At 59.8% G+C, this 23,244-nt stretch carries 20 protein-coding genes and 1 tRNA gene; 12 read left to right on the plus strand and 9 right to left on the minus strand.

Annotation, left to right across the window (positions count from 1 at the left end; translation table 11 throughout):
• Positions 1 to 86 precede the first annotated feature (86 nt).
• Positions 87 to 851, plus strand: coding sequence for an imidazoleglycerol-phosphate dehydratase (locus SLH47_RS02835; RefSeq protein WP_320237826.1), 765 nt, complete (start codon positions 87 to 89; stop codon positions 849 to 851).
• Between the two features lie 525 nt (positions 852 to 1,376).
• Here the strand turns inward: SLH47_RS02835 and SLH47_RS02840 are convergent.
• The 6 genes from SLH47_RS02840 to SLH47_RS02865 all read right to left on the minus strand — a co-directional run bounded on the left by SLH47_RS02840 (position 1,377) and on the right by SLH47_RS02865 (position 7,928).
• Positions 1,377 to 1,451, minus strand: a tRNA-Gly gene (locus SLH47_RS02840).
• Between the two features lie 95 nt (positions 1,452 to 1,546).
• Entirely contained in the window at positions 1,547 to 2,353 is an 807-nt protein-coding gene (locus SLH47_RS02845; protein ID WP_320237827.1) for a metallophosphoesterase, read from the minus strand.
• Between the two features lie 3 nt (positions 2,354 to 2,356).
• Positions 2,357 to 2,746 (minus strand): VOC family protein, encoded by a 390-nt coding sequence (locus tag SLH47_RS02850; RefSeq protein WP_320237828.1) that lies wholly within the window; start codon positions 2,744 to 2,746, stop codon positions 2,357 to 2,359.
• A 48-nt stretch (positions 2,747 to 2,794) separates the two neighbouring features.
• Positions 2,795 to 3,208, minus strand: a complete 414-nt coding sequence (locus tag SLH47_RS02855) for a hypothetical protein (protein WP_320237829.1) — start codon at positions 3,206 to 3,208, stop codon at positions 2,795 to 2,797.
• 76 nt (positions 3,209 to 3,284) lie between these two features.
• Positions 3,285 to 6,728: a pyruvate carboxylase gene (locus SLH47_RS02860; RefSeq protein WP_320237830.1), complete on the minus strand. Its 3,444-nt coding sequence runs from the start codon at positions 6,726 to 6,728 to the stop codon at positions 3,285 to 3,287.
• A gap of 60 nt (positions 6,729 to 6,788) precedes the next feature.
• Positions 6,789 to 7,928 (minus strand): alpha-hydroxy acid oxidase, encoded by a 1,140-nt coding sequence (locus SLH47_RS02865; RefSeq protein ID WP_320237831.1) that lies wholly within the window; start codon positions 7,926 to 7,928, stop codon positions 6,789 to 6,791.
• A 97-nt stretch (positions 7,929 to 8,025) separates the two neighbouring features.
• Here SLH47_RS02865 and SLH47_RS02870 point away from each other — a divergent pair, with 97 nt between their 5' ends.
• Positions 8,026 to 10,404: an ATP-dependent helicase gene (locus SLH47_RS02870; protein ID WP_320237832.1), complete on the plus strand. Its 2,379-nt coding sequence runs from the start codon at positions 8,026 to 8,028 to the stop codon at positions 10,402 to 10,404.
• Positions 10,405 to 10,467: 63 nt separating this feature from the next.
• Here SLH47_RS02870 and SLH47_RS02875 read toward each other — a convergent pair whose 3' ends face one another.
• Positions 10,468 to 11,067, minus strand: coding sequence for a LysE family translocator (locus SLH47_RS02875; protein WP_320237833.1), 600 nt, complete (start codon positions 11,065 to 11,067; stop codon positions 10,468 to 10,470).
• A gap of 72 nt (positions 11,068 to 11,139) precedes the next feature.
• On the opposite strand from SLH47_RS02875, the gene SLH47_RS02880 reads away from it, so the two are divergent.
• The gene (locus SLH47_RS02880; RefSeq protein ID WP_320237834.1) at positions 11,140 to 11,592 is read left to right on the plus strand and encodes an Lrp/AsnC family transcriptional regulator; all 453 of its coding nucleotides are present in this window, start codon (positions 11,140 to 11,142) and stop codon (positions 11,590 to 11,592) included.
• Positions 11,593 to 11,901: 309 nt separating this feature from the next.
• The gene (locus tag SLH47_RS02885; protein ID WP_320237835.1) at positions 11,902 to 13,098 is read left to right on the plus strand and encodes a reverse transcriptase family protein; all 1,197 of its coding nucleotides are present in this window, start codon (positions 11,902 to 11,904) and stop codon (positions 13,096 to 13,098) included.
• Between the two features lie 308 nt (positions 13,099 to 13,406).
• Here SLH47_RS02885 and SLH47_RS02890 read toward each other — a convergent pair whose 3' ends face one another.
• Positions 13,407 to 13,622 (minus strand): DUF1127 domain-containing protein, encoded by a 216-nt coding sequence (locus SLH47_RS02890; RefSeq protein WP_320237836.1) that lies wholly within the window; start codon positions 13,620 to 13,622, stop codon positions 13,407 to 13,409.
• Positions 13,623 to 13,866: 244 nt separating this feature from the next.
• On the opposite strand from SLH47_RS02890, the gene SLH47_RS02895 reads away from it, so the two are divergent.
• Positions 13,867 to 14,940 carry an Mrp/NBP35 family ATP-binding protein gene (locus SLH47_RS02895; RefSeq protein ID WP_320237837.1) on the plus strand — a complete coding sequence of 358 codons (1,074 nt, stop codon included), beginning with the start codon at positions 13,867 to 13,869 and terminating at the stop codon, positions 14,938 to 14,940.
• A 2-nt stretch (positions 14,941 to 14,942) separates the two neighbouring features.
• Positions 14,943 to 15,431: a GNAT family N-acetyltransferase gene (locus SLH47_RS02900; protein ID WP_320237980.1), complete on the plus strand. Its 489-nt coding sequence runs from the start codon at positions 14,943 to 14,945 to the stop codon at positions 15,429 to 15,431.
• Here the strand turns inward: SLH47_RS02900 and SLH47_RS02905 are convergent.
• Positions 15,426 to 16,052, minus strand: coding sequence for an SOS response-associated peptidase (locus SLH47_RS02905; RefSeq protein ID WP_320237838.1), 627 nt, complete (start codon positions 16,050 to 16,052; stop codon positions 15,426 to 15,428). The genes SLH47_RS02900 and SLH47_RS02905 overlap by 6 nt on opposite strands.
• 642 nt (positions 16,053 to 16,694) lie before the next feature.
• On the opposite strand from SLH47_RS02905, the gene SLH47_RS02910 reads away from it, so the two are divergent.
• From SLH47_RS02910 to SLH47_RS02935, 6 genes are read left to right on the plus strand one after another with little or no spacing between them, the layout of a single operon-like run.
• Positions 16,695 to 17,189 (plus strand): cell division/cell wall cluster transcriptional repressor MraZ, encoded by a 495-nt coding sequence (locus SLH47_RS02910; protein ID WP_320237839.1) that lies wholly within the window; start codon positions 16,695 to 16,697, stop codon positions 17,187 to 17,189.
• 6 nt (positions 17,190 to 17,195) lie between these two features.
• Positions 17,196 to 18,176, plus strand: coding sequence for a 16S rRNA (cytosine(1402)-N(4))-methyltransferase RsmH (rsmH, locus tag SLH47_RS02915; RefSeq protein ID WP_320237840.1), 981 nt, complete (start codon positions 17,196 to 17,198; stop codon positions 18,174 to 18,176).
• Complete coding sequence (locus SLH47_RS02920; RefSeq protein WP_320237841.1) at positions 18,177 to 18,536, plus strand: cell division protein FtsL; 360 nt, start codon at positions 18,177 to 18,179, stop codon at positions 18,534 to 18,536. It abuts the gene before it with no gap.
• The gene (locus tag SLH47_RS02925; protein WP_320237842.1) at positions 18,533 to 20,317 is read left to right on the plus strand and encodes a penicillin-binding protein 2; all 1,785 of its coding nucleotides are present in this window, start codon (positions 18,533 to 18,535) and stop codon (positions 20,315 to 20,317) included. The genes SLH47_RS02920 and SLH47_RS02925 overlap by 4 nt, the downstream gene beginning before the upstream one ends.
• Before the next feature lie 12 nt (positions 20,318 to 20,329).
• Positions 20,330 to 21,817 carry a UDP-N-acetylmuramoyl-L-alanyl-D-glutamate--2,6-diaminopimelate ligase gene (locus SLH47_RS02930; protein WP_320237843.1) on the plus strand — a complete coding sequence of 496 codons (1,488 nt, stop codon included), beginning with the start codon at positions 20,330 to 20,332 and terminating at the stop codon, positions 21,815 to 21,817.
• Positions 21,814 to 23,241, plus strand: a complete 1,428-nt coding sequence (locus tag SLH47_RS02935; RefSeq protein ID WP_320237844.1) for a UDP-N-acetylmuramoyl-tripeptide--D-alanyl-D-alanine ligase — start codon at positions 21,814 to 21,816, stop codon at positions 23,239 to 23,241. Before SLH47_RS02930 ends, SLH47_RS02935 begins: the two co-directional genes overlap by 4 nt.
• Positions 23,242 to 23,244 lie beyond the last annotated feature (3 nt).

Raw genomic sequence — 23,244 nt, forward strand, 5'->3', positions numbered from 1 at the left:
GGAAAAACTCTGACGGCTTTTCAGCAAGTTTTAAGTTTTCGCGGCGTAACGTGCCCGCAATCGCTGCCATATATCAGGAGAATCCGATGCGCGCTTTGATTTTACGTCACGATCCTAATGCCGCTGTTGCCAGTTCGCGGGCGCTGATTGAGAAGGGGTTTCAAATCCTTTGTGTCGATACGCGCGCTGCTGCGGAAATGCTCGTCCGTTCAGACACGATCGATCTTCTTGTCATGGATGAGCAGGTTCAGGGCGAGATGACACATACCGTCGCCTTGTCTGGTGAGCGCCAGAATCCTTACATCAGTGCGATTCTGATGACCGACCGGTCACGTGAAGAGACCGACGACCTCTATGACCTGATCCCCAGCCTTTATGCGCTTGTCGGGGTCGAGACGGCGCCGTCGCTTGTGGGGCAGTTGGCGATGGCATCGGTCGTCAAGACCGCAGACATGCTGGCGCGCGTGGCGGAAAACACGGCTGCTGACATCGCCGAAGAGGCGCTGCCTGACGAGCCACCCATGATGCTTGACGATGCGCCGATGGTTCTGGATGAGCCGATCGTGGAATTGGATGACGCGCCCGCAATCGCAGCCGATGCCTGGGATGCGTTGGAAGAGGAACTCGCAGATGAGGAACTGATCGCAGCGGAATTGGTGGAAGAGCATGCCTTGCCCGCCACTCCGGAAGGTCGGGTGCGGATCCCGTCACTTGCCGCGCGGATGCGGGTTGGCGCCACTCTGGCGGCGTACGAGGCCGACTCGCAAGCACGGTCACCATTTGCGCGAAGTACGACGGCATCGTCCCAATTTGCGAAACCACAACGCATTCCGCCACAACCCGCCGCGTGATTTGCGCGCAGGGATGGCACTAAAGCAGCGCCATGCGTCTTCAGCGCAAAGGCCGCAGGTTAGATTCATACAAATCCGGCTGGGTATTGTTGACAATGTCCAGCCGGCCCATGTCTCACGCAGGCCTGCCCTCCTCCTTTGAGACGCAGACCCGGCCCCCGATCCGCCATTTCGCGGATATGCCTACTTTTGTGGACATACTGCCTGAAGGCGCTGATCAGACCATGCCGGAGATTGCCGGTTAACGCGGTATCGGAAACGCTATGCGGCTTCATGTGAGAGGTTTCAAAGCGTTAGCGGATATCGGATGTTGCAGTCATTTCGTCAGAGATCGAGAGGTCATGTCTTGCTTGATCTGATAGCGACCTGCGATCATCAGGCGACAACCGATCTGTGATCTGGTGGGGTGTTGGAAGGCAGTCGCTATTGCTATCGGCAAAGCACACGAAAGAAATCTTACAAGCGGAATTTCTCATTTGCGACCGCGCCGCAAACGTTGATCTAATACTGCCTTGTTGTGGAAATTGGAGCGGGCGATGAGATTCGAACTCACGACCCTAACCTTGGCAAGGTTATGCTCTACCCCTGAGCTACGCCCGCACTCCGTTTCGTGAGGGGTGATCTATAAACACTTCAGCCCGTTCGCAAGCCCAAAAAACCTTACCAGGCCACATTTTTTGTCAGTGACGTCACGCTCAGCCGTAGCCGCCAAAGACCTGCCGCCCCGGCACATCCACATCTTCGCTGTGCACAATGGTGCTGTCGTTGCTCATCAGAACGACCCCGTAGGCTCCCGGCTCATTTGTCGACAGGTGCGCATTAAAAGACTGCAGGTCCAGCACACCTTGATGGCAAGGGCTCTTCAGTATGGTCCAGGAGACGCCGCCCGTTCTGCCCGAGATCGTGCGATGTAGATGACCTAAAAGAAGGTGGGTATCTGGAAATTGCGCCAGAAGCCGCAACACCACGTCACCATTAGCGAGCATGATTTGATCCATACCAGGAATGCCCGTCGTGATCGGCGGGTGGTGCATACAAACAAGAGCGCGGCGCGCGCCCTTGTCCTCAAGAGCGTTCTCAAGAAATGCAAGGCGGGCCGCGCAGAGCCTGCCGCCATGATGCCCTTCAGGGTAGGGTGGCCCGTCAAGCGTATCAAGCGTGATGACCCGGTGCGTTTCGAGATCAACAGCTTGCTGCACATGACCGCTTTGCGTTTGTGGGGCATGGGGAAAAGCCGCCAGAAAGGCATCTCGCCTGTCATGGTTGCCCAGCATCGGCATGACTGGCACCAACACCGGCGCGAGAACTTCGCGCAGAACGGCATATTCGGTAGCGTCGCCGTGATGGGTCAGATCACCCATGAGGATCAGCCCCGCCGCATCGGGATGTGGTGTCAGCGCCGCATCCAGCGCGGCCCTCAGCCTCTGCGATGGATCTAGCCCCACAATCCGAGCGTCCGGGGCGCAGATGTGTAGATCGGTCAGAACCAGCACCTTCTCCATGGCCTACCTCTTGAACTGAATCAAATCCCAGCGGTTACCGAATGGATCACGGAAGACTGCAACTTTCCCATAAGGCTCTTCGCGGGGCGCTTCCTCAAAATCCACACCGCTTGCAACCATGCGGGCATGATCTGCATCGAATGTGTCGGTCTGCAGAAACAGCCACACGCGCCCGCCGCCTTGATTGCCTATGGCGTCAACCTGCCGTTCCCCGACGGCGCGCGCCAAGAGGAAGGCCGTTTCGGCCCCGGTCGGCGCGACACGCACCCAGCGTTTGCCGTCCCCCAAATCGGTGTCTTCCAGCAGATCAAATCCGAGTTTGTCCACGAAAAACGCGATCCCGGCATCATATTCCGGCACGAGGATGGAGAGCAGAGCAAGGCGTCTTGTCATCGAAAAATCACCTTACGACGCGAAGCAGTATGGCAGCGAAACACCCGATCATTTCCAATGTGGTGGCACAGGATTAGCGCTAAGTCCCGACGCCTCAAGCTGCGTCTTGTCCGTGATAGAGCGGGCTAGAAAATCGCCATAACGCGGCCCGTTGATGTCCTCGGCATATCGCCAATCGACAATCATTCGTGGCTCAACGACAGTCTTTTCGTTGAAGAACACCGAATAGTCCCTGTTTGTTGGGACGATCCTGCCAGTGATGACACCGTCCGACGATCTGACCAGGTCTTCAACGAGATAGACGGCAACGCATGACGGGCTGTCACCTTGTTCAACCGTGATCAGCAACGAAATGCTGAGCGTGGGGTGAGCGGCGCCGCTTTCGCGAAAGGCATTGCGGACGACCAGGGGCCAGGTCTGCGCAACCTCTGGCGCGGATACTGCGCGATGCGTTGACAACATGCAAAATGGCAGAGGTGGTTCGTGGCCATGTGCGACGGTGCTGAAGCTCGCGGCGACCAAGGCTGCCCCGACCTTTCTATTCCAGTTCGACAAGCAAATCCTTCGCATCAATCTGTCCCCCGGCTTGAACATGCACGGCTTTGACCACAGCGTCACGCTCTGCATGAATGCCGGTCTCCATCTTCATCGCCTCGATGGTCAACAGAAGATCGCCCGCTTTCACCGGTTTGCCCGCCTGTGCGGCGACCGAGGCAACAACGCCGGGCATCGGTGCGCCGATATGGTTTGCATTGCCGTCTTCAGCTTTGGGGCGCTGCACCTTTTCAGCAGCAGCAAGGCGGTTCATCACGCGGATCGTGCGCGGTTGGCCGTTGAGTTCAAAGAAGACCTTGACCTCGCCATCCTCATTCATTTCCGCCACTGCCTGCAGCCGGATTTCGAGCGTCTTGCCGGGGTCGATCTCGGCCGCGATCTCTTCCCCCGGTTCCATCCCGTAAAAGAAGGTGCGCGTGGGCAGGGTGCGAACGGGGCCGTAGATATTGTGTCGTTTCGCGTAATCTAGGAAGACCTTGGGATACATCAGGTAGCCGTTCAGGTCCTCGTCATCGATTTCCTGCCCGTCCAGTTGGGCGGACACATCGGCGCGCGTTGCTTCCAGATCCACAGGTTTCAGCGCCTTGCCCGGCCGCTCAGTCATCGGCATTTCGCCTTTGAGGATCTTTTCCTGGATCGCCTTTGGCCAGCCACCGGGCGGTTGGCCGAGCGCGCCGCGCATCATGTCGACGACGCTGTCGGGAAAGACGACGTCAACCTTCGGGTCCTCGACCTGCGCGCGGGTCAGGTTCTGGCTGACCATCATCAGCGCCATGTCACCCACGACCTTGGAGGACGGCGTGACTTTCACGATATCGCCGAACATCTGGTTCACATCGGCATAGGTCTGCGCCACCTCGTGCCAGCGTTCCTCCAGACCTAAAGACCGGGCCTGCGCCTTGAGGTTGGTGAACTGCCCGCCGGGCATTTCGTGCAGGTAAACCTCGGAGGCCGGGGCCTGCAGCCCGCTTTCAAAGGCCGCGTAATGCGCGCGGACCTGTTCGAAGTAATTGCTGATCTCGCGGATCGCCCCAATATCGAGTCCCGTATCACGTTCGTTCCCGCGCAAGGCCTCGACGATCGATCCCAAGGTGGGCTGCGAGGTGTTTCCCGACAGTGCGTCCATCGCGCCATCGACGCAATCCACACCAGCGGCCGAGGCCGCGAGGACCGTCGCAATCGCCGCCCCGGATGTGTCATGCGTGTGGAAATGGATGGGAAGATTTGTCTCTTCTTTCAACGCCTTGACCAATGCCGTGGCTGCCGCAGGCTTCATCAGCCCGGCCATATCCTTCAGCCCCAGCACATGCGCGCCCGCCGCCTCAAGCTCTTTGGCCATAGCGACATAGTATTTCAGGTCATACTTGGCGCGGGCCGGGTCCATCAGGTCGCCGGTGTAGCAAATCGTGCCTTCACAGACCTTTTCGGCCTTGATCACGGCATCCATCGCCACGCGCATGTTTTCGACCCAGTTGAGGCTGTCGAAGACGCGGAAGACGTCAACGCCAGACGCCGCCGCCTGCGCCACGAACGCCTGCACGACATTATCGGGATAGTTCGTGTATCCCACGCCGTTTGAGGCGCGCAGCAGCATCTGCGTCATGATATTGGGCATGACCGCGCGGATGTCGCGCAGGCGCTGCCAGGGACATTCCTGCAAGAAGCGGTATGCCACATCGAACGTCGCACCACCCCAGCATTCAACGCTGAAAAGCCCACTCATCTTCGTCGCGTAAGCGGGGGCCGCATTGATCATGTCGATGGAGCGCATGCGGGTGGCCAGCAGCGATTGATGCCCGTCGCGCATCGTGGTGTCTGTGATCAAAAGCTGTTTCTGGTCGCGCATCCAATCCGCGACAGCCTGCGGCCCCGACGCATCAAGGATGTCACGCGTGCCCGGTGGTACATCCGTGGTTGGTTTGACGGGCGGCTTGGGTGGCTTCACATCCGCCGCAGGGCGTGGGCGCCCCGCGGTTTCCGGATGCCCGTTCACGGTGATATCCGCGATATAGGTCAGGATTTTCGTGGCCCGGTCGCGGCGGGTTTCAAAATCAAACAAATCCGCCGTCTCATCAATGAATTTGGTCGTGTATTCGTTATTGAGGAAGGTCGGATGTTTCAGCAGGTTCTCGACAAAGGCGATATTTGTACTGACCCCGCGAATACGGAATTCGCGCAAGGCCCGGTCCATCCGCGCAATGGCCATTTCCGGCGTGGGTGCGCGGGCAGTGACCTTGGTCAGCAGCGAGTCGTAATACCGCGTGATCACAGCGCCCGAATAGGCCGTGCCCCCGTCCAGACGGATGCCCGGGCCGGTGGCCGAGCGATACATCTGGATACGGCCATAATCGGGGATGAAGTTGTTCAGCGGGTCCTCGGTTGTGACCCGACACTGCAGGGCATGGCCGTCGAGCTTCACATCGTATTGCGAAGCACATCCCGTAGCCTCAACCAGCGACTTGCCTTCCGCAATCAATATCTGCGCGCGGACGATATCGATGCCCGTCACCTCTTCGGTCACGGTGTGTTCAACCTGCACGCGGGGGTTCACCTCGATGAAATAGAACTCGCCTGAATCCATATCCATCAGGAACTCAACAGTGCCTGCGCATTCGTAGTTCACATGGGCACAGATTTTCTTGCCCAGATTGCACAATTGTTCGCGCTGGGTGCCGCTCAGATATGGAGCAGGCGCGCGCTCCACGACCTTCTGGTTGCGCCGCTGGACGGAACAATCCCGCTCCCACAGATGATAAATCACGCCATGACTGTCGCCGAGGATCTGCACCTCCACGTGACGCGCGCGGGTGATCATCTTTTCGAGATAACCCTCGCCATTACCAAAGGCAGCCTCGGCCTCGCGGCGACCTTCACGCACCTTCTCCTCAAGTTCGTCTTCGGAAAAGATCGGGCGCATGCCGCGCCCGCCTCCACCCCAGGACGCTTTGAGCATCAGGGGATAGCCAATCTCAGCTGCCTCTTTCTTGATCGCCGCCATGTCATCGCCCAGCACTTCGGTGGCAGGGATCACAGGCACGCCTGCCTCAATGGCGACACGCCGCGCGCTGGCCTTGTCACCCAAGGCGCGCATCGTTTCGGCCTTGGGGCCGATGAAGGTGATACCATTGGCCGCACAAGCATCCACGAAATCGGGGTTCTCCGAAAGCAACCCATAGCCGGGATGAATGGCATCTGCGCCGGACATCTTGGCCACGCGAATGATCTCATCAATGCTCAGATAGGCCGCGACGGGCCCGAGCCCTTCGCCGATCCGATACGCTTCGTCCGCCTTGAAGCGGTGCAGACCCAACTTGTCCTCTTCCGCAAAAACCGCGACCGTCTTCTTGCCCATCTCGTTTGCGGCGCGCATGATGCGGATCGCAATCTCGCCGCGGTTGGCAATCAGGATCTTGTTAAACTCGGCCATTGTTATCCCCTTCGCAGTTGCAGCATTCCTAAGGGGCAAATCCGGGAGCGTCTATAACGATTACTGGGTAGTCCGCAGGCAGTCGCCCAGGTTTTTGAGCGTCTTTGTGCCCAATTGCCCCATATTGCTGATCATGTCCTGGCGCAGAATATCGACAACATGCGCGGCCCCGACCTCACCCAAGGCGGCCAAACCGTAGTGAAACGCACGGCCCAGCATCACGAAATCCGCGCCAAGCGCCAGCGCGCGCAGCACATCCAGCCCGCCCTCAATCCCACTATCCATGATGACCGGCAAATTCGTCGCCGCGCGCACCGCAGGCAACGTCTCAATCGTGGCAGGCCCGCCGTCAAACTGCCGCCCCGCATGGTTGCTGACCCAGATCGCATCTGCACCTTCATCCGTCAGCCTAGCCGCATCATCGGCGCGACCCACGCCCTTGACGATCAGAGGCCCGTCCCACACCTCGCGCAGGGATTTGAAGTAATCCCAGCCAGGCGAGGTGCGCAGCAGATAGCCGATATGCTTGTTGGAGGGCAGGGCGCTGCGATTTTCCGAATAATCATCCATCAGCTTCATGCGCGGCATTCCCGTCTGGCGGATACCGTTCAGCCAGAAAGGACACATCGCCGCCTGCATCGCCAGCCGTGGTGTGAGCTTTGGCGGATTGGTCAGGCCTCCGCGCGTCTGCCGCTCCCGCCGAGAGGCGACGGGGACATCAACGGTCAATACAAGTGTCGAGAACCCTGCCTCCTTGATGCGCTTGAGGATATCGTCGCGGATGTCCGGGTCGCGTGGCGGATAAAGCTGAAACCAGGCATGCTCGCCCAGATGAGTGGACATATCCTCGGGCAGTTGCGTGGACACAGTCGACAAAGTGAACGGCAGCCCCTCTTTCGCCGCAGTCCTCGCCAGCATCTTTTCCGCCCCCGGCCAGATCAGGCCGGACATGCCCACCGGCGCGATCCCAAAGGGCAGAGGATGGGTCTGCCCCAACAGGCTGGTCGAGAGGTCGGGGTCAAACTCTCCGTGCAGGATCGATGGGTTCAGCAAGACCTGATCCAGCGCCGCCCGGTTGCGTGCCTGTGTGGCCTCTATCCCCGTTGCGCTGTCCAGATATTCCCACACAAAATGCGGGATACGCCAACGGGCGCGGGCCTTGAGGTCGGAAATCGCGGGGTAGCGGCTGTGCAGGTCCATTGCGCGACGTTACCCATGCGCCGTGCGAAGTCAACGCGCGGAACATTAAGTGAACAAGGGCTTTCCCTGTCCTAGGATTCGGTTTACCTTTGCTCGCATGAGCAGTTTTTCAGAAGACGACGCCTTTGAGGCCGCCGTCCCGCTGAGCCAACGGGCGATGGCGCGACCTGCGATGCCTTATCTGGATGGCCTGAATCCAGCGCAACGCGAGGCCGTTGAGACCTTGGAGGGCCCTGTCTTGATGCTCGCGGGGGCGGGCACGGGCAAGACCAAAGCCCTGACGACCCGGATTGCACATCTGTTGGCGACAGGTACGGCACGGCCCAACGAAATTCTGGCGGTGACCTTCACCAATAAGGCTGCGCGCGAGATGAAGAACCGCATCGGCAGCCTGATGGGCGAGGCGGTGGAGGGGATGCCGTGGCTCGGCACCTTCCACGCGGTCTGCGTGCGATTGCTCCGGCGTCATGCGGAATTGGCCGGGTTAAAGACGAGCTTCACGATCCTTGATACCGACGACCAGATCAGGCTGATGAAGCAGCTGATCATCGCCGCCGATATCGACGAAAAACGCTGGCCTGCGCGGATGCTGTCGGGGATCATTGATGGCTGGAAGAACAAGGCGTGGACGCCCGATAAGGTGCCCGTCGCCGAAAGCGGGGCGTTCGATCAAAAGGGCGTCGACCTCTACGCCGCCTATCAGCAGCGCCTGCTGGAGCTGAATGCCGTCGATTTCGGCGACATCCTCTTACACATGGTCACGATCTTCCAGACCCACGACGACATCCTGCAGCAATACCAACGCTGGTTCCGCTACATCCTCGTGGACGAATATCAGGACACGAACGTTGCCCAATATCTCTGGCTGCGCCTGCTGGCGGGGGGGCACAAGAATATCTGCTGCGTGGGTGACGATGACCAGTCGATCTATGGCTGGCGCGGGGCCGAGGTGGGCAATATTCTGCGGTTTGAAAAGGATTTTCCGGGCGCGCATGTGGTACGGCTGGAGGAAAACTACCGCTCGACCGGGCATATTCTGGCGGCGGCATCGGGTGTCATTTCAGCCAACAAAGGGCGTTTGGGGAAGACGCTGTTCACCAGTGGTGAAGACGGTGAAAAGGTCCGCCTGATCGGCCATTGGGACGGCGAGGAAGAGGCCCGCTGGATCGGTGAAGAGATCGAGGCAATGCAGCACGGCACAAGAGGCATGGCGCCGATTGGCCTGGAAAAAATGGCGATCTTGGTCCGCGCTTCGCACCAGATGCGCGCCTTTGAGGATCGGTTCCTGACCATCGGCCTGCCTTACCGCGTCATTGGTGGCCCGCGTTTTTACGAACGGATGGAGATCCGGGACGCGATGGCCTATTTCCGCCTCGCTGTCAGCCCAGAGGACGATCTGGCCTTCGAGCGGACCGTGAACACGCCCAAACGCGGCCTTGGAGACAAGGCGGTGCAAACGATCCAGCGCACCGCACGGACGAATGGTGTGTCACTGGTCGAAGGCGCGCGGCTCTGCTGTCAGGGCAAGCTGCTGGGCGGCAAGGGGTTGAAGGAACTGACCATTTTGGTCGCCAGCATTGATCGCTGGGCGGCGCAAGTCCGCGCCGAGGCCGATACCCATGTCGAACTGGCCGAGATGATCCTGGACGAATCTGGCTATACCGGCTTCTGGCAGAACGACAAAACGCCCGAGGCACCTGGACGGCTCGAAAACCTCAAGGAACTCGTCAAGGCGCTGGAGAATTTCGAGAACCTGCAAGGCTTCCTCGAACATGTCAGCCTGATCATGGACAATGAAAGCGATGAGCCGGGCGAGAAGGTCAGCATCATGACCCTGCACGCGGCCAAGGGCCTCGAATTCCCCGCCGTGTTCCTGCCGGGATGGGAGGACGGGCTCTTCCCCTCGCAACGCTCCATGGATGAAAGCGGGCTTAAAGGTCTCGAAGAGGAACGCAGGCTCGCCTATGTCGGCATCACGCGGGCCGAGGAGCTTTGCACGATTTCCTTCGCTGCAAACCGCCGCGTCTATGGCCAATGGCAGTCGCAAATGCCCTCGCGGTTCATCGACGAATTGCCCGAGGATCATGTGGAGGTGCTGACCCCGCCAGGCCTTTATGGCGGCGGATATGGCGCGGCTGCGGCCTCACCTGCGGTGCAGGGCATGATGGGCTCGGACCTGCATGAAAAGGCGGCAGAGGCGAATGTCTACAACTCCCCCGGCTGGCGCAGGTTGCAGGCGCGCGGGCAGCAGCGCAGCATGGCGCAACCCTCTGAGGCGCGCAATATGACCATCGATATGGAAGCCGTGTCTGCCTTCACCGAAGGCGACCGGGTGTTCCACCAGAAATTCGGTTACGGCGAGGTGATCGGCATCGAAGGTGACAAATTGCAGATCGAATTCGACAAGGCCGGGTCAAAGAATGTGGTGGCCAAGTTTGTCGTCAATGCCGCAGCCGCCGATGATGTGCCGTTCTGAGACGCGCGAGATTTTTCGTCACGAAAAATCTCGCGGGATGATAAAATTTAGCTAAATTTTATCTCAGGTCATCAACATTGGATAAAGCGAGACAACCAGCAGCACGGCCATCGTCACATTGAAGATGCGCAATCGCCGCGCCGTGCCAAGCCAACGCCGCACCTGCACACCGATCCAGGCCCAGACCGTCACCGATGGCAGATTGGTTGCCGAAAAGACCAGTGCGACCAGCAGTGACCCGATCAGCACCCCCATCTCCTGCGGCGCATAGGCGCTGATCGCGGTGATTGCCATGAACCACGCTTTGGGGTTGACCCATTGAAACGCCGCCGCCTGCAGGAACGTGAACGGCTTGCCCGTCACCTCCTTCGCCTCTGGCGCCACAGCATTGGCGATCTTCCGGGCTAGCCACAGCATATAGGCCGCACTCAACACTTTCAGGAGGGTGTTCAGCGCCGGATAGGCCTCAAACATCCTGAGCAGCACGATGCCCACCATCACCACCATGAATGCATGGCCGAGCGATATACCCAGCATATGTGGCACTGTGCGCCGCAGCCCGTAATTGGCACCAGACGCCATCAGCATTAGGTTGTTCGGCCCCGGTGTAATCGAACTGGCAAAGGCAAAGCCGATCAGGGCAATCAGGATCTCAAAGCTCATTGCGCAATGATAATGGGCGAAAGGCACAATGAAATTGCTAACTTGCGCAAAAATAGCCTAATGTCGCAATAAATGATGACAGCAGACCCAATCAACGACGCGATATTGCGTGCGCTTGCTGCCGATGGCCGGATCAGCAATCTGCAACTGGCCGACAAAGTAGGGCTATCGCCCTCGGCCTGCTTGCGCCGCGTACAAGAGCTTGAGCGCAAGGGCGTGATTAAAGGCTATCGCGCCCGGCTTGATCCGGGCCAAACCGGGCGGGCCTATCTGGTTTATGTGGCTGTGGGCCTTTCCGAGCATACCAAAGCCGCGCAAGAAGGCTTTGAACGGGCCATGCAGAAGGCCGACCAGGTCACCGAATGCCACAATGTCGCCGGTGCTTTTGAGTACATCCTGCGCGTCGAAGTGGCCGATCTGCCTGCCTACAAGGCGTTTCACACAGATATCTTGGGCACGGTGCCGCATGTCCGGTCGATCACCAGCTACATGGTGATGGGCTCGCCCAAGGATGTGCGTTCCTAGGCTTGGCATAGAGGCGTCCGAACTGCATAGTCGACATGTAACGGCGGGATTTGGATCGCGTCAGCATCACTGTCTGGCGTGGGGCGGGGAATCCCCGCCTGCGAATATGACCTGGACAAACACGGCATGACCGGCGCTGAGCGGTGCTCAGGTCTGGTCATGCGAAACGAGGAAAGCAAATTCGCCGTTGCACCAGGTCCCTCAGACGACCAGAGCGCAATTGTCGCACAATCTTGCGGTTTGCACACGTGCGGCTCGTGGTCCATCGCTAAGGTGCGCGCGGTGCTTGAGCGGCGCTTGCCGCCGAAGATGCGCAAACACGCAGCCGCTCTGGCGACAGGGGTCGTTTCTGCTTGTCCTTCAGCTTATGCACCGACGGTGCGCATTGCCACGCGCGCGCTTGCTGCCGCACCTGCATTTGGTCGCGTGTATGCATATTGTCGCCGGTACAATGTCTGGCCCGATCCGGTCCTTTCAGTACCGCGCATGGCCCCGATTGCGGCCTTCGCCCATCTACCGCTTCCAAATCTACCCACAGATGCGGCCTTAGCGGAGTGGTTGGCGCTGCCACAAGAGGCGCTTTCTTATTATGCCGATCCAAGAGGTCGCCACGAGGCGCATGAAGAGACCGCCGTCAATCACTATCATTACCATCTTTTGGCGAAATCCACGGGCGGGGTCCGCCTGATTGAGGCACCCAAACAACGGTTGAAAACGTTCCAGCGGCGCATTTTGCGCGGCATTCTAGCGCATGTGCCGCCACACCGGGATGCGTTTGGCTTTGTACGCGGGCGCAACTGTCTTGACGCAGCGCAGCGGCACGCGAATGAGGAGGTGGTGATCTGTCTCGACATTCGGCATTTCTTTCCGTCGGTTCGAGCCATGCGGATTTTTGGCCTTTTCGGGTCGCTGGGTTATCCGGAGGCCGTTGCGCGAAGCCTGACTGGTCTCTGCACAAGCCGTACACCCACCCGCATATTGGGGCGCCTGCCATTGGCTGATCGCGCGCTCTTCTCAGAAAGTCACCTGCCGCAAGGTGCACCGACATCCCCCGCGCTTGCGAACCTGACAGCTTATCGGCTGGATTGCCGCTTGGCAGGTTTAGCGCACCGATTGGACGCGCAGTTCAGCCGCTATGCCGATGACATTACGTTTTCAGGGGCGCGCAGCATTGCGCCAATGGTGTTGCAAACCGCCGATTTCATCCTGCGGGATGAAGGGTTTGCACCACATCCGCATAAAACCCGGATCATGTCACAAGGGACACGGCAGACCGTGACGGGCGTCGTCGTGAACAAACATGTGAACACATCCCGCGCAAACTTTGACCGGCTCAAAGCCGTTGTTCATGCGCTCGGCAAGCCCGGTGACGCCAGGCTGGATGATCCAGCCACACTACCTCGCTTGCTGGGTGAAATCGGCTGGGTCGAAGCGGTGAACCCTGCTCGCGGCGCAAAACTACGACATCTGTTAGCGGTCTCACTTTCAAAGCGACGCCCCACATAAAAAAACGGCCATGCCCGGGAGGAGGTGGGCATGGCCGTCCTATTGGTCAGCGCCCGCTCAAGGGAGGAGGAGAGCAAGGCGCCTTCTCGCTGACTTAGCTCGGGAGGAGGTGAGCGTTGCCAGCGGTCTTCATCGGTTCCAACCCGGGAGGAGGTGGGCGGTTCCGAAACTCGTTTCAAAGTGGCGGCATCCGGGAGGAGGTGGATGCCGCCACCTTATTGGTGACCCCTAGCTCAGGGAGGAGGAGAGAGCGCGGGGTCTTTCAGATTTGCCTAATGGGAGGAGGCGGCAAATCTGATCCTTGAATTTCACTCGCCGTAAGCAGCTTCCAAAGCGATGCCCTTGATCATCGCCCGGCTCATGCCGAGGTCGTTGAGGTCACGGTCTGAAAGGTCACGCAGCTCATTGAGCGTGGTACGGTACACTTTGCGTTTTGCGGCTCTTTCTGCCAACTCAGCACGCAGCGCAGCAAAGCGTTGTGCGAGGGAGACGCCAGCAAAGGCAGTATCAGTGTTGTAGGTCATGTGCTCATCTCATCTATCGTCTTCGGCATGTGCTGCCTTGTTGCCCTCATGATGTATGATAATGCTGCGACTGCACAATGTCCTATTGAGCAACGCTGCTATGCAGAAACTGCATAAGCACTGCTGACCTAATGTCATGATTTTGTCGTATTCACCTGTCGTCATCGGCAAAGACTTGCGCTTTGCTCAAAAGGTGCCAGATGATGGGTAGAATTTGGTCATTGTGCAAAAAAGAGAGCAAAATATGCCTGTCACCCGCGATGAAATATTAGGCGCGTTGTCACGACTCACGCTGCCGGGCGGGGATGACCTTGTATCGCGCGATATGGTGCGGGCATTGACCATTGAAGGCGGTACCGTCCGCTTTGTGATCGAAGCCGCTGATCCTGCTGAAGCAGCCAAGATGGACGGCGTGCGCCGCGCCGCAGAACAGCATGTCAGCAACTTGCCCGGCGTGGATAGCGTCTCTGTCATTCTCACCGCGCATGGGCCCGCACCCAAAGCCCCGGAACCACCATCGTTGAAGGTCGGTCGGCATCAGACGCCACAGGCGGGCCCCGCAAAAGTGTCTGGTGTTGACCGGATCCTTGCCATCGGTTCGGGTAAGGGCGGAGTTGGCAAATCAACCGTCTCATCCAATCTCGCCGTCGCCCTGGCGCGGGAAGGGCGGCGTGTGGGCCTTTTGGATGCGGACATCTACGGCCCTTCTCAGCCGCGGATGATGGGGGTCAACAAGCGCCCTGGTAGCCCCGATGGTAAAACGATCATCCCGCTTCACGCTCATGGGGTCACGATCATGTCCATCGGCTTTATGGTCGATCCTGACAAGGCCGTCGTTTGGCGCGGACCGATGCTGATGGGGGCTTTGCAGCAGATGCTGGGGCAAGTGCAATGGGGTGAATTGGACGTGCTAATCGTCGATTTGCCGCCCGGGACAGGGGATGTGCAGTTGACGCTCTGCCAAAAGACCCATCTGACCGGGGCCATTGTCGTGAGCACACCACAGGATGTCGCGCTTATCGATGCCCGTAAGGCGTTGGACATGTTCAGCAATCTCAAAACCCCTGTGCTGGGCTTGATCGAGAATATGTCCACCTTCTGCTGCCCCAATTGCGGCCACGAAAGCCACATTTTCGGCCATGGCGGCGTCGCGGCAGAGGCCGAGCGGATCGGGGTGCCCCTACTCGGTTCACTGCCCATCGACCTCGACACCCGCCTTGCTGGCGATGACGGCACGCCCATCGCGGCGGGTGACAGCCCGATGGCAGAGGCTTACCGCGAACTGGCCAAACGGTTCATCGCGGGCGGCATGGCGTGAATATCCGGCTTGCGCGTGCGACGGATGCTGACGCGATCTGGCCGCTTCTGCGGGACGTTTTTCGCGCGGGCGAAACCTATGCGGTCGACCCGCAGATCAGCAAGGATGCCGCGCTTGATTACTGGATGACCCAGCCTCGCGCCGTTTACGTCGCAGAGGAAGGCGGCCAAATCCTCGGCACCTATTACATCAAAACCAACCAGCCCGGCGGCGGCGCACATATATGCAACTGCGGGTACATCGTTGCACCTGCGGCTCGCGGGCAAGGGCTTGCCGCACAGATGTGCGCACACAGCCAAGCAGAAGCACGTGCGCTTGGCTACAAAGCCATGCAATTCAACTTTGTGCTGGCCAGCAACGAAGGTGCGGTCAGGCTCTGGCATCGCCTCGGGTTTCAAACGCTTGCGACAATCCCGGATGCGTTTGATCACCCCATCTTGGGCATGGTCGCCGCGCACATCATGCACAAATCCTTGGTCGAAGGCTCATAAAGGGCCGTCTACAACCCTCAGGAAATCATCCGGTAAAGTGCGTTGTAGTTGTAAGGCTTGCTCGGTCGTTCCGTTCAGCCACAGGTGGACCGCTTCAGGTGAGATCAGGATCACAGGCATCGCCTTGGGATGATAACGCCCGACCGTCGCGTTCGGTGCCGTTGTCAGAAAGCCAAAGAGCCTGTCTGTGGTTTCCCCGTCCTTGACCTTGCGCACCGAAGTCCATTCCGTCCAGATGCCAGCGAAGAACGCCAGCGGCTTGTCCTCTTTGGGCGCAAACCACTTTGGCCCGACGCCGGATTGGTATTCAGAGAATGCGGTAAATGGGACGACGCAGCGATGCGTGGGACCTAGCCAGCGACGCCAATGCGGTGAGGACGTGTTGCGGATATTGGTGACACCCTTGTCAGCCCGCTTGCCCTTGAGCGCCACGGCAGGCGACGGCATCCCCCAGCGCATCTTCGTCAGAACAAGCCCCTCTGGCGTATTGGCGATGACAGGTGCGGGGTAATCGGGATAAATCTCGGGGGCAGGGCCGAGGTTACCGGCATTGTCTACGATATCGTCAAAAAGCGCACGGATGGTCGCCTGCGCCCTGGTCATCGAATAAAGATTGCACACAACACATCACCACTTACGCATGTTGACCGGATTGTCGGTGGCGAAAGGTGTGGATGCAAGAAAATCCAGTTCCGGGAAATCATGGAATCAGTGTGATTTTCGAATCGTAGCCCAGACAGATTTGCGAAAACCCGGTCGCTCGACCTTCCAAAACGCACGAGTTTTCGTGAGTTATGGGAGCAATCTCCAAAAAAAGATAACTAGGCTGGGAATTTTGTGAACTGAAAGGTTTTGACTACATGTTGTGACTCTATTTCCGAAAAGCCCAACAAATACGCACAAAACGACAACAGTGATCCCACATGGTGATTCCGGAGCGCTCCAAAAACACCATCTAGTACCATGAATTCCCAAAAAGTTGTTGATTGGTGATCGTAGGGATGCCACAAAGGGTCCACGGTAAGGACGACCAAGACTTCAAACGGGGCGCCAAGAACCCCACCGGCAAAGCCAGGTTTCATACAGGCTACGCCCTTACCCAACAAAGATCCGGCGCGTGAGCGAGCAGACATCCCCCCAGGTGGCACGCGCAGTCGGACTTCCCAGCAAATGGGACGAGGGCGGCGGATTGATCAGTGGCAGCAGATCAATCCGCCGTTTTCACTTCGAAAGGCGTTCGGGGGGTAAGGGACCGAAGGGACAGTGGTTCTGAGTTTTACAGGCGAACACACCCAAAAGGTGGATGGGAAGGGGCGCATGTCGATCCCGGCCGATTTTCGTCGTGTGCTCGAAGCCGGTGACCCTGATTGGACGCCCGGCCTCTCCCCCCGCATGTACCTGCTTTACGGCGATCACCTGAAAAACCAGTTGCACGGCTACACGGTTGATGAGTTTCAGAAAGTTGTCGCCCAGATCAACGCGCTGCCGCGCGGTTCGGCCAATAAGAAAAAACTGTCCCGTTTGATCATTGGCCAATCGATCCGTCTCGACGTTGATAAAGACGGGCGCACCGTCATGCCCATCAAGCAGCGCCAGAAACTGGGGCTGACAGATGGGGAACTGACATTCAGCGGCCTTGGCGATCACTTTGAAATCTGGAAGGCGGAGACCTTTGCGGCAGAGGTGTCGGAGGACCTCAGCGGTTGGCTCGACGAACAGGAGGATGGCTTTGATCCGCTCATCCTCTTGGATGAGTAGGGTGCCATGTCTGCTGCCGCGACCACCTCACCCCATATCCCCGTTCTGATCCGACCGCTCATCGCAGCGGTTTCGCCCGTTTCAGGGGTCTGGCTGGATGGGACCTTTGGCAATGGCGGCTATACGCGCGCTTTGCTGGCGGCAGGGGCCAACAAGGTCATTGGCGTTGACCGTGATCCGCTGGCGTTCGAGATGGCCGCGGAGTGGATCGGTGAGTATGGCGACCGGGTCGAAACGGTCGCGGGCGTGTTCTCGAAACTTGATGAATACGGCCAGGACCTCGATGGCGTCGTGCTTGACCTCGGCGTCAGCTCCATGCAGCTTGATATTGCCGAGCGCGGCTTTTCCTTCATGCGCGACGGGCCGCTGGATATGCGGATGAGCCAAGACGGACCGTCTGCCGCTGATCTTTGCAATGAAGCCGATGAAGCAGAACTCGCTGATATTATTTACCTTTACGGCGAAGAGCGCGCCTCACGCCGTATCGCCAAAGCCATTGTGGCCGCTCGCCCGCTTTCGACGACCTTGCAACTCACCAAGGTCGTCGAAAGTTGCTTGCCGCGCGCCAAGCCGGGGCAATCGCATCCCGCAACGCGCACGTTTCAGGCGCTGCGGATCGCGGTGAATGACGAATATGGTGAACTCGCCGCAGGGCTGATGGCCGCTGAGCGTGCGCTGAAACCGGGCGGCAAGCTTGCCGTGGTCACGTTCCACTCGGTCGAGGATCGCATGGTCAAACGCTTCCTGCAGGCACGGTCTGGCAATGTGGCCAATGCCAATCGCTACGCGCCCGAGACCGCACAGGTCACACCTGCCTGGCGCATTGAGACCCGCAAGGCGATTGGACCAGACGATCAGGAAATCGCCGAAAATCCACGCGCACGCTCCGCCAAGTTGCGTGTCGCGATCCGTACAGATGCGCCCGCCGAGGCGATTGATCCCGCTGCATTGGGCATGCCGATGAGAAAAAGAAAGGGGGGCAAGTAAATGCGTGGTTTGTTTTATGTCATCGCCGCCTTCGCCGTCATGGCGCTGGCCTTTTGGGCCTATCAGGAAAACTACAAAACCCAAGGCGCGATCAGAGAGGTCCGTCAGCTGCATGCGGAAATCGGGGCGGCGCATGAACGCCTCGGCATGCTGCGCGCCGAATGGGCCTATCTCAACCGCCCCGACCGGTTGGCCGACCTCGCTGATCTGAATTTCGACCGGTTGGGCTTGCTGCCACTGATGCCCGATGCCTTTGGCGCGGTGGATCAGATCATCTATCCGATCCCGCCCATCGCCCCCATCATCAACCCGATTGAACTGTCGGCGGATGAGCTGGCCGCGCTGGAGAACGATCTATGATCCGCACCCCTTTGCGCCCGCTGGCCCGCATTCTCAGCGCGCGTGCGCAAGGTGAGGACCCCGCCGCGATTGAGGCCGAGAACCGTCGGAAACGCCATGAGGAAATGGCCGACAAACAGCGCCAGCGCGCCGAAGGGCGCTTGCTCGTGCTGGGACTTGCCTTCTTTTGCGCCTTTGGTGTGATCGGCATGCGCATGGGCGCGCTCGCATCTTCGGTGCCCGAAGAACCCCGCGCCTCTGCGGTGGGTAACCCGATCATCGGCCAACGTTCTGATATCGTTGACAGAAACGGACGCATCCTAGCGACAAACCTCGCTACCCACTCGCTCTACGCCCATCCACGCGACATGATCAATCCCGAACATGCGGCGACGGAGCTGGCCAAGATCTTTCCTGAACTCGATGCAGAGGAGCTCCTGAAGGATTTCACCGGCGACCGCCGTTTCCTCTGGATCCGCCGCCAGATCAGCCCTGAGCAGATGCAAGCGGTCCACGATATCGGCTCACCCGGCCTGCTTTTCGGCCCCCGTGAGATGCGGCTTTACCCCAACGGTCCCATCGCAGCGCATGTCCTGGGCGGCGCAAGCTATGGACGCGAAGGTGTCGCGAGCGCCGAAGTGATCGGCGTCGCCGGTGTCGAACGCCAGTTTGACGCATACCTCCGCGACCCCGCGAATGAAGGTGCGCCTCTGGAACTTTCGCTCGACCTGACCGTGCAGGCGGCAGCAGAGCAGGTTCTCGCCGGCGGCATGTCGATCATGAACGCCAAAGGTGCGGCCTCTGTCCTCATGGATATCCATACGGGCGAGGTCATCTCAATGGTCTCGCTCCCCGATTTCGACCCAAACAATCGCCCCCGCGTCCTGACGAATGGCGATCAATCCGACAGCCCGCTTTTCAACCGCGCGGTGCAGGGCGTCTATGAACTGGGGTCAGCTTTCAAAATCTTCGCCGCCGCGCAGGCGATGGAGCTGGGTTTGATCAACCCAAACACGATCATCGACATCAGCGGGCCACTCACCTGGGGCCGCTTCCGCATTCGCGATTTCCGCTATAATGGCGAGGAACTCAGCGCGACAGACGTGATCGTCGAGTCCTCCAATATCGGCACGGCGCGCATTGCGATGATGATCGGCGCGGACCGGCAGCGTGACTTCTTGGGATCGCTTGGTTTGCTTGAGCCGACACCGATCGAACTGACAGAAGGACCAACCGGCAAGCCGCTACTGCCGCGCAATTGGTCGGAAATCTCAACGATGACAATCTCTTACGGGCATGGTCTCTCCTCGTCACCTCTGCATTTGGCCGCGGGCTACGCCTCCCTTCTGAACGGTGGCACCCGCGTGGAGCCCACGCTCTTGCGCATGGCGAATGAGGTCGAAGGCCCCCGCGTCGTTAGTGAGGCCGTCAGCCGCCGGTCGATGGAGATGCTACGTCAGGTCGTGCTGCGTGGCTCGGCCTCTTTTGGCGAGGTGCCCGGCTACAATGTCGGCGGCAAAACCGGCACCGCAGACAAGCCGCTCACATCCGGGCGCGGGTACTACGATGACAAGGTCATCGCGACCTTCGCCGCGGCTTTTCCCGCGGATGATCCCCAATATGTGCTCATCGTCACCCTGGACGAACCGTCCGAGAATTCCGGTGACGAACCACGCCGCACCGCCGGTTGGACAGCCGTTCCCATTGCCGCCGAAATGATCCGTCGCGTTGCTCCGCTGCTGGGCTTGCGGCCACAAGTGGACTCCTCCCAATCCATCGGTGTAACACTCACTTCAAATTAGGCGGGGGCGCTGATGAAGTCGCTGGCAGAGCTTGGATTGCGAGCACAGGGCGGGGCAGAGGCCCGGATCACCGGCCTCGCCGTCGACAGCCGCGAGGTGAAGCCCGGCTTCCTGTTCGCCGCCTTGCCCGGCGCGCGCGTCCATGGCGGCGAATTCATCCAATATGCCCTGCGTATGCAGGCATCGGCAATCCTGACCGATACGAAAGGGGCAGAGATCGCGGCAGAAGAACTGGCGGCGTCAGATGCCGCCCTCATCATCGCCGAAGATCCGCGCCAGACCCTGGCCCAAACCGCCTCACTCTGGTTCGGCCCACATCCCGGTACGGTCGTGGCCGTCACCGGAACCAACGGCAAAACCTCCGTCTCCACCTTCTGCCGCCAGATTTGGGAGGCGATGGGTGTCGCAGGCGTGAACCTCGGCACAACTGGCGTCGAAGGCGCCTGGACCCACCCGCTGAAACACACCACGCCGGAACCCATCACGCTTCACCGCGTGCTGGCAGAGGCACAGCAGAACAACGTCACACATGTGGCGATGGAGGCGTCAAGCCACGGTCTTGATCAACGCCGCCTTGATGGCGTGCTGCTGGCCGCCGCAGGCTTTACCAACTTCACGCAGGACCACCTCGACTACCACAAGACGTTCGAGGCCTATTTCGACGCCAAAATGGGCCTGTTCAAACGGGTCCTGCCCGATGATGCGGTCGCCGTCATCAACCTTGATGATCCCAAAGGGCCGGAGGTTGCCGATATCTGCAGCGCGCGCGGGCAAGAGGTGATCAGCGTCGGCCATTACACGCAAGCGCGGCTGCAACTGACCAGTCAGCGCTTTGATGCGACAGGGCAGGACATCCTGTTTACCTGGCAGGGGCAACGGCATCACGCGCGGCTTGACCTGATCGGCGGGTTCCAGGCGGAAAACGCGCTGCTTGCTGCTGGGCTCGTGATTGGTGCCGGAGCCGACGCGGCAGCGGTCTTTGCTGCGTTGCCCAAGCTCAGCACGGTCCGGGGGCGCATGGAACTCGCCGCGACCCGCGCCAATGGCGCAGCGGTCTTTGTCGACTACTCGCACACACCCGATTCCGTGGCGACAGCGCTCAAGGCGCTGCGGCCCCATGTGATGGGCCGGATCATCGTCATCGTCGGTGCGGGCGGCGACAGGGATACCGGCAAGCGCCCTCTGATGGGGGCGGCAGCGGCGGAGAACGCCGATATCGTGATCATCACCGATGACAACCCCCGCTCGGAGGACCCCGCCACGATCCGCGCCGCCGTCATGGCCGGTGCCGTGAATGCAGGCGGCAGCGACAGCATTACCGAAGTCGGCGACCGGGCCGAGGCGATCTTGCGCGGCATCGACCAGCTTGCCCCCGGTGACGCGCTGCTGATCGCTGGCAAGGGCCACGAGACGGGGCAAGAGGTGGGCGATACAATCCACCCCTTTGACGATGTCGAACAGGCCAGCGTGGCCGTCGCGGCGCTTGAGGGACGGATATGAGCCTCTGGACCTCTGCCGATGCCGCAGCCGCCACAGGCGGCGACAGCACGACGGTGTGGAATGCCAAGGGCGTGTCCATCGATACGCGCACCTTGCAACCGGGCGATCTCTTTGTGGCTTTGAAGGATGTGCGCGACGGACATGATTTCGTTGCACAAGCGCTGGAAAAAGGCGCCGCCGCCGCTTTGGTCAGCCACCGCCCGCTCGGCGTGCCCGAAAACGCCCCGCTTCTCATTGTGCCCGACGTGCTGTCAGCGCTTGGTGATCTGGGCCGCGCCGCGCGTGCCCGCACAACAGCGCGGATCGCCGCGATCACCGGCTCGGTCGGCAAGACATCCGTCAAGGAAATGCTGCGCACGGTGCTGTCGAAACAGGGCAAATGCCACGCGGCTGAAGCGTCCTACAACAACCACTGGGGCGTCCCGCTCACGCTGGCCCGCATGCCGGCGGACGCCGACTATGCCGTGATCGAAATCGGGATGAGCAATCCCGGCGAGATCACACCGCTGTCGCAAATGGCGCAACCGCATGTGGCCATGGTCACCACCGTCGCGGCGGCACATCTCGCCTCTTTCGAAAGCCTCGCGGCCATCGCGGTCGAAAAGGCCTGCATCATGGACGGGCTGCAACCGCGCGGCATGGCCGTCCTGAACGCCGATATCGAAACGACCCAGATCCTGCAGGACCACGCGGCGGAAATGGGCGTGAAAACCACGCTTTTTGGCAAGAATGGGCGCGACTGGACCGTCAAAGACGTCCGGCTCAGCGGAGATGTCACCATCATCAACGCCAGCCACGGCGACCAGCATTACCTCTTTAAGCTCTCTGTCCCCGGCCGTCATTTTGCGATGAACGCCGTCGGCGTGCTGGCGGTCACCGATGCCTTGGGCGCGGACCCGGTTGCCGCCTCGCTCGATATCGCAGGCTGGATACCACCCGCAGGCCGCGGCACGCGCGAGATCATCGTGACCGACGATGCCAGCGAAGAAAGCCTTGAACTGCTCGATGACGCATTCAATGCGAACCCCACATCACTCGCCGCCTCGCTTGAAGTGCTCGCCGCAGCGACACCGGCCAACAATGTGGGGCGCATCATCAAAGGGCGCAAAGTCGCCATCCTTGGCGATATGCTGGAGCTTGGCACGAACGAGGTGCAGATGCACCGCGATATGGCCGCCAACACACATCTGCAACAGGCCGATCTGGTCCATTGCGTCGGCCCCCTCATGCGGCATCTCTGGGAGGACCTGCCCGAAGGGCAGCGTGGCCGCTGGGCCGAAACCGCGCCAGAGCTTGTGGGCCAGGCACCGCGGCTCGTGGATGCGGGTGACGTGGTGCTCGTCAAAGGTTCCAAGGGCAGCAAAGTCAGTCTGATCGTTGACGCCATCCGCAAACTGGGGCATCGGCGCCCCCAAGAAGAATAAAGG

Source organism: Cognatiyoonia sp. IB215182 (genome assembly GCF_033963905.1).
Classification (GTDB): Bacteria; Pseudomonadota; Alphaproteobacteria; order Rhodobacterales; family Rhodobacteraceae; genus Yoonia.

Coding starts and splice junctions, on each gene's coding strand:
- SLH47_RS02835 (WP_320237826.1), top strand. CDS start 87: ATGCGCGCTTTGATTTTACGTCACGATCCTAATGCCGCTGTTGCCAGT.
- SLH47_RS02845 (WP_320237827.1), bottom strand. CDS start 2,353: ATGGAGAAGGTGCTGGTTCTGACCGATCTACACATCTGCGCCCCGGAC.
- SLH47_RS02850 (WP_320237828.1), bottom strand. CDS start 2,746: ATGACAAGACGCCTTGCTCTGCTCTCCATCCTCGTGCCGGAATATGAT.
- SLH47_RS02855 (WP_320237829.1), bottom strand. CDS start 3,208: ATGTTGTCAACGCATCGCGCAGTATCCGCGCCAGAGGTTGCGCAGACC.
- SLH47_RS02860 (WP_320237830.1), bottom strand. CDS start 6,728: ATGGCCGAGTTTAACAAGATCCTGATTGCCAACCGCGGCGAGATTGCG.
- SLH47_RS02865 (WP_320237831.1), bottom strand. CDS start 7,928: ATGGACCTGCACAGCCGCTACCCCGCGATTTCCGACCTCAAGGCCCGC.
- SLH47_RS02870 (WP_320237832.1), top strand. CDS start 8,026: ATGAGCAGTTTTTCAGAAGACGACGCCTTTGAGGCCGCCGTCCCGCTG.
- SLH47_RS02875 (WP_320237833.1), bottom strand. CDS start 11,067: ATGAGCTTTGAGATCCTGATTGCCCTGATCGGCTTTGCCTTTGCCAGT.
- SLH47_RS02880 (WP_320237834.1), top strand. CDS start 11,140: ATGATGACAGCAGACCCAATCAACGACGCGATATTGCGTGCGCTTGCT.
- SLH47_RS02885 (WP_320237835.1), top strand. CDS start 11,902: ATGCGCAAACACGCAGCCGCTCTGGCGACAGGGGTCGTTTCTGCTTGT.
- SLH47_RS02890 (WP_320237836.1), bottom strand. CDS start 13,622: ATGACCTACAACACTGATACTGCCTTTGCTGGCGTCTCCCTCGCACAA.
- SLH47_RS02895 (WP_320237837.1), top strand. CDS start 13,867: ATGCCTGTCACCCGCGATGAAATATTAGGCGCGTTGTCACGACTCACG.
- rsmH (WP_320237840.1), top strand. CDS start 17,196: ATGTCTGCTGCCGCGACCACCTCACCCCATATCCCCGTTCTGATCCGA.
- SLH47_RS02920 (WP_320237841.1), top strand. CDS start 18,177: ATGCGTGGTTTGTTTTATGTCATCGCCGCCTTCGCCGTCATGGCGCTG.
- SLH47_RS02925 (WP_320237842.1), top strand. CDS start 18,533: ATGATCCGCACCCCTTTGCGCCCGCTGGCCCGCATTCTCAGCGCGCGT.
- SLH47_RS02930 (WP_320237843.1), top strand. CDS start 20,330: ATGAAGTCGCTGGCAGAGCTTGGATTGCGAGCACAGGGCGGGGCAGAG.
- SLH47_RS02935 (WP_320237844.1), top strand. CDS start 21,814: ATGAGCCTCTGGACCTCTGCCGATGCCGCAGCCGCCACAGGCGGCGAC.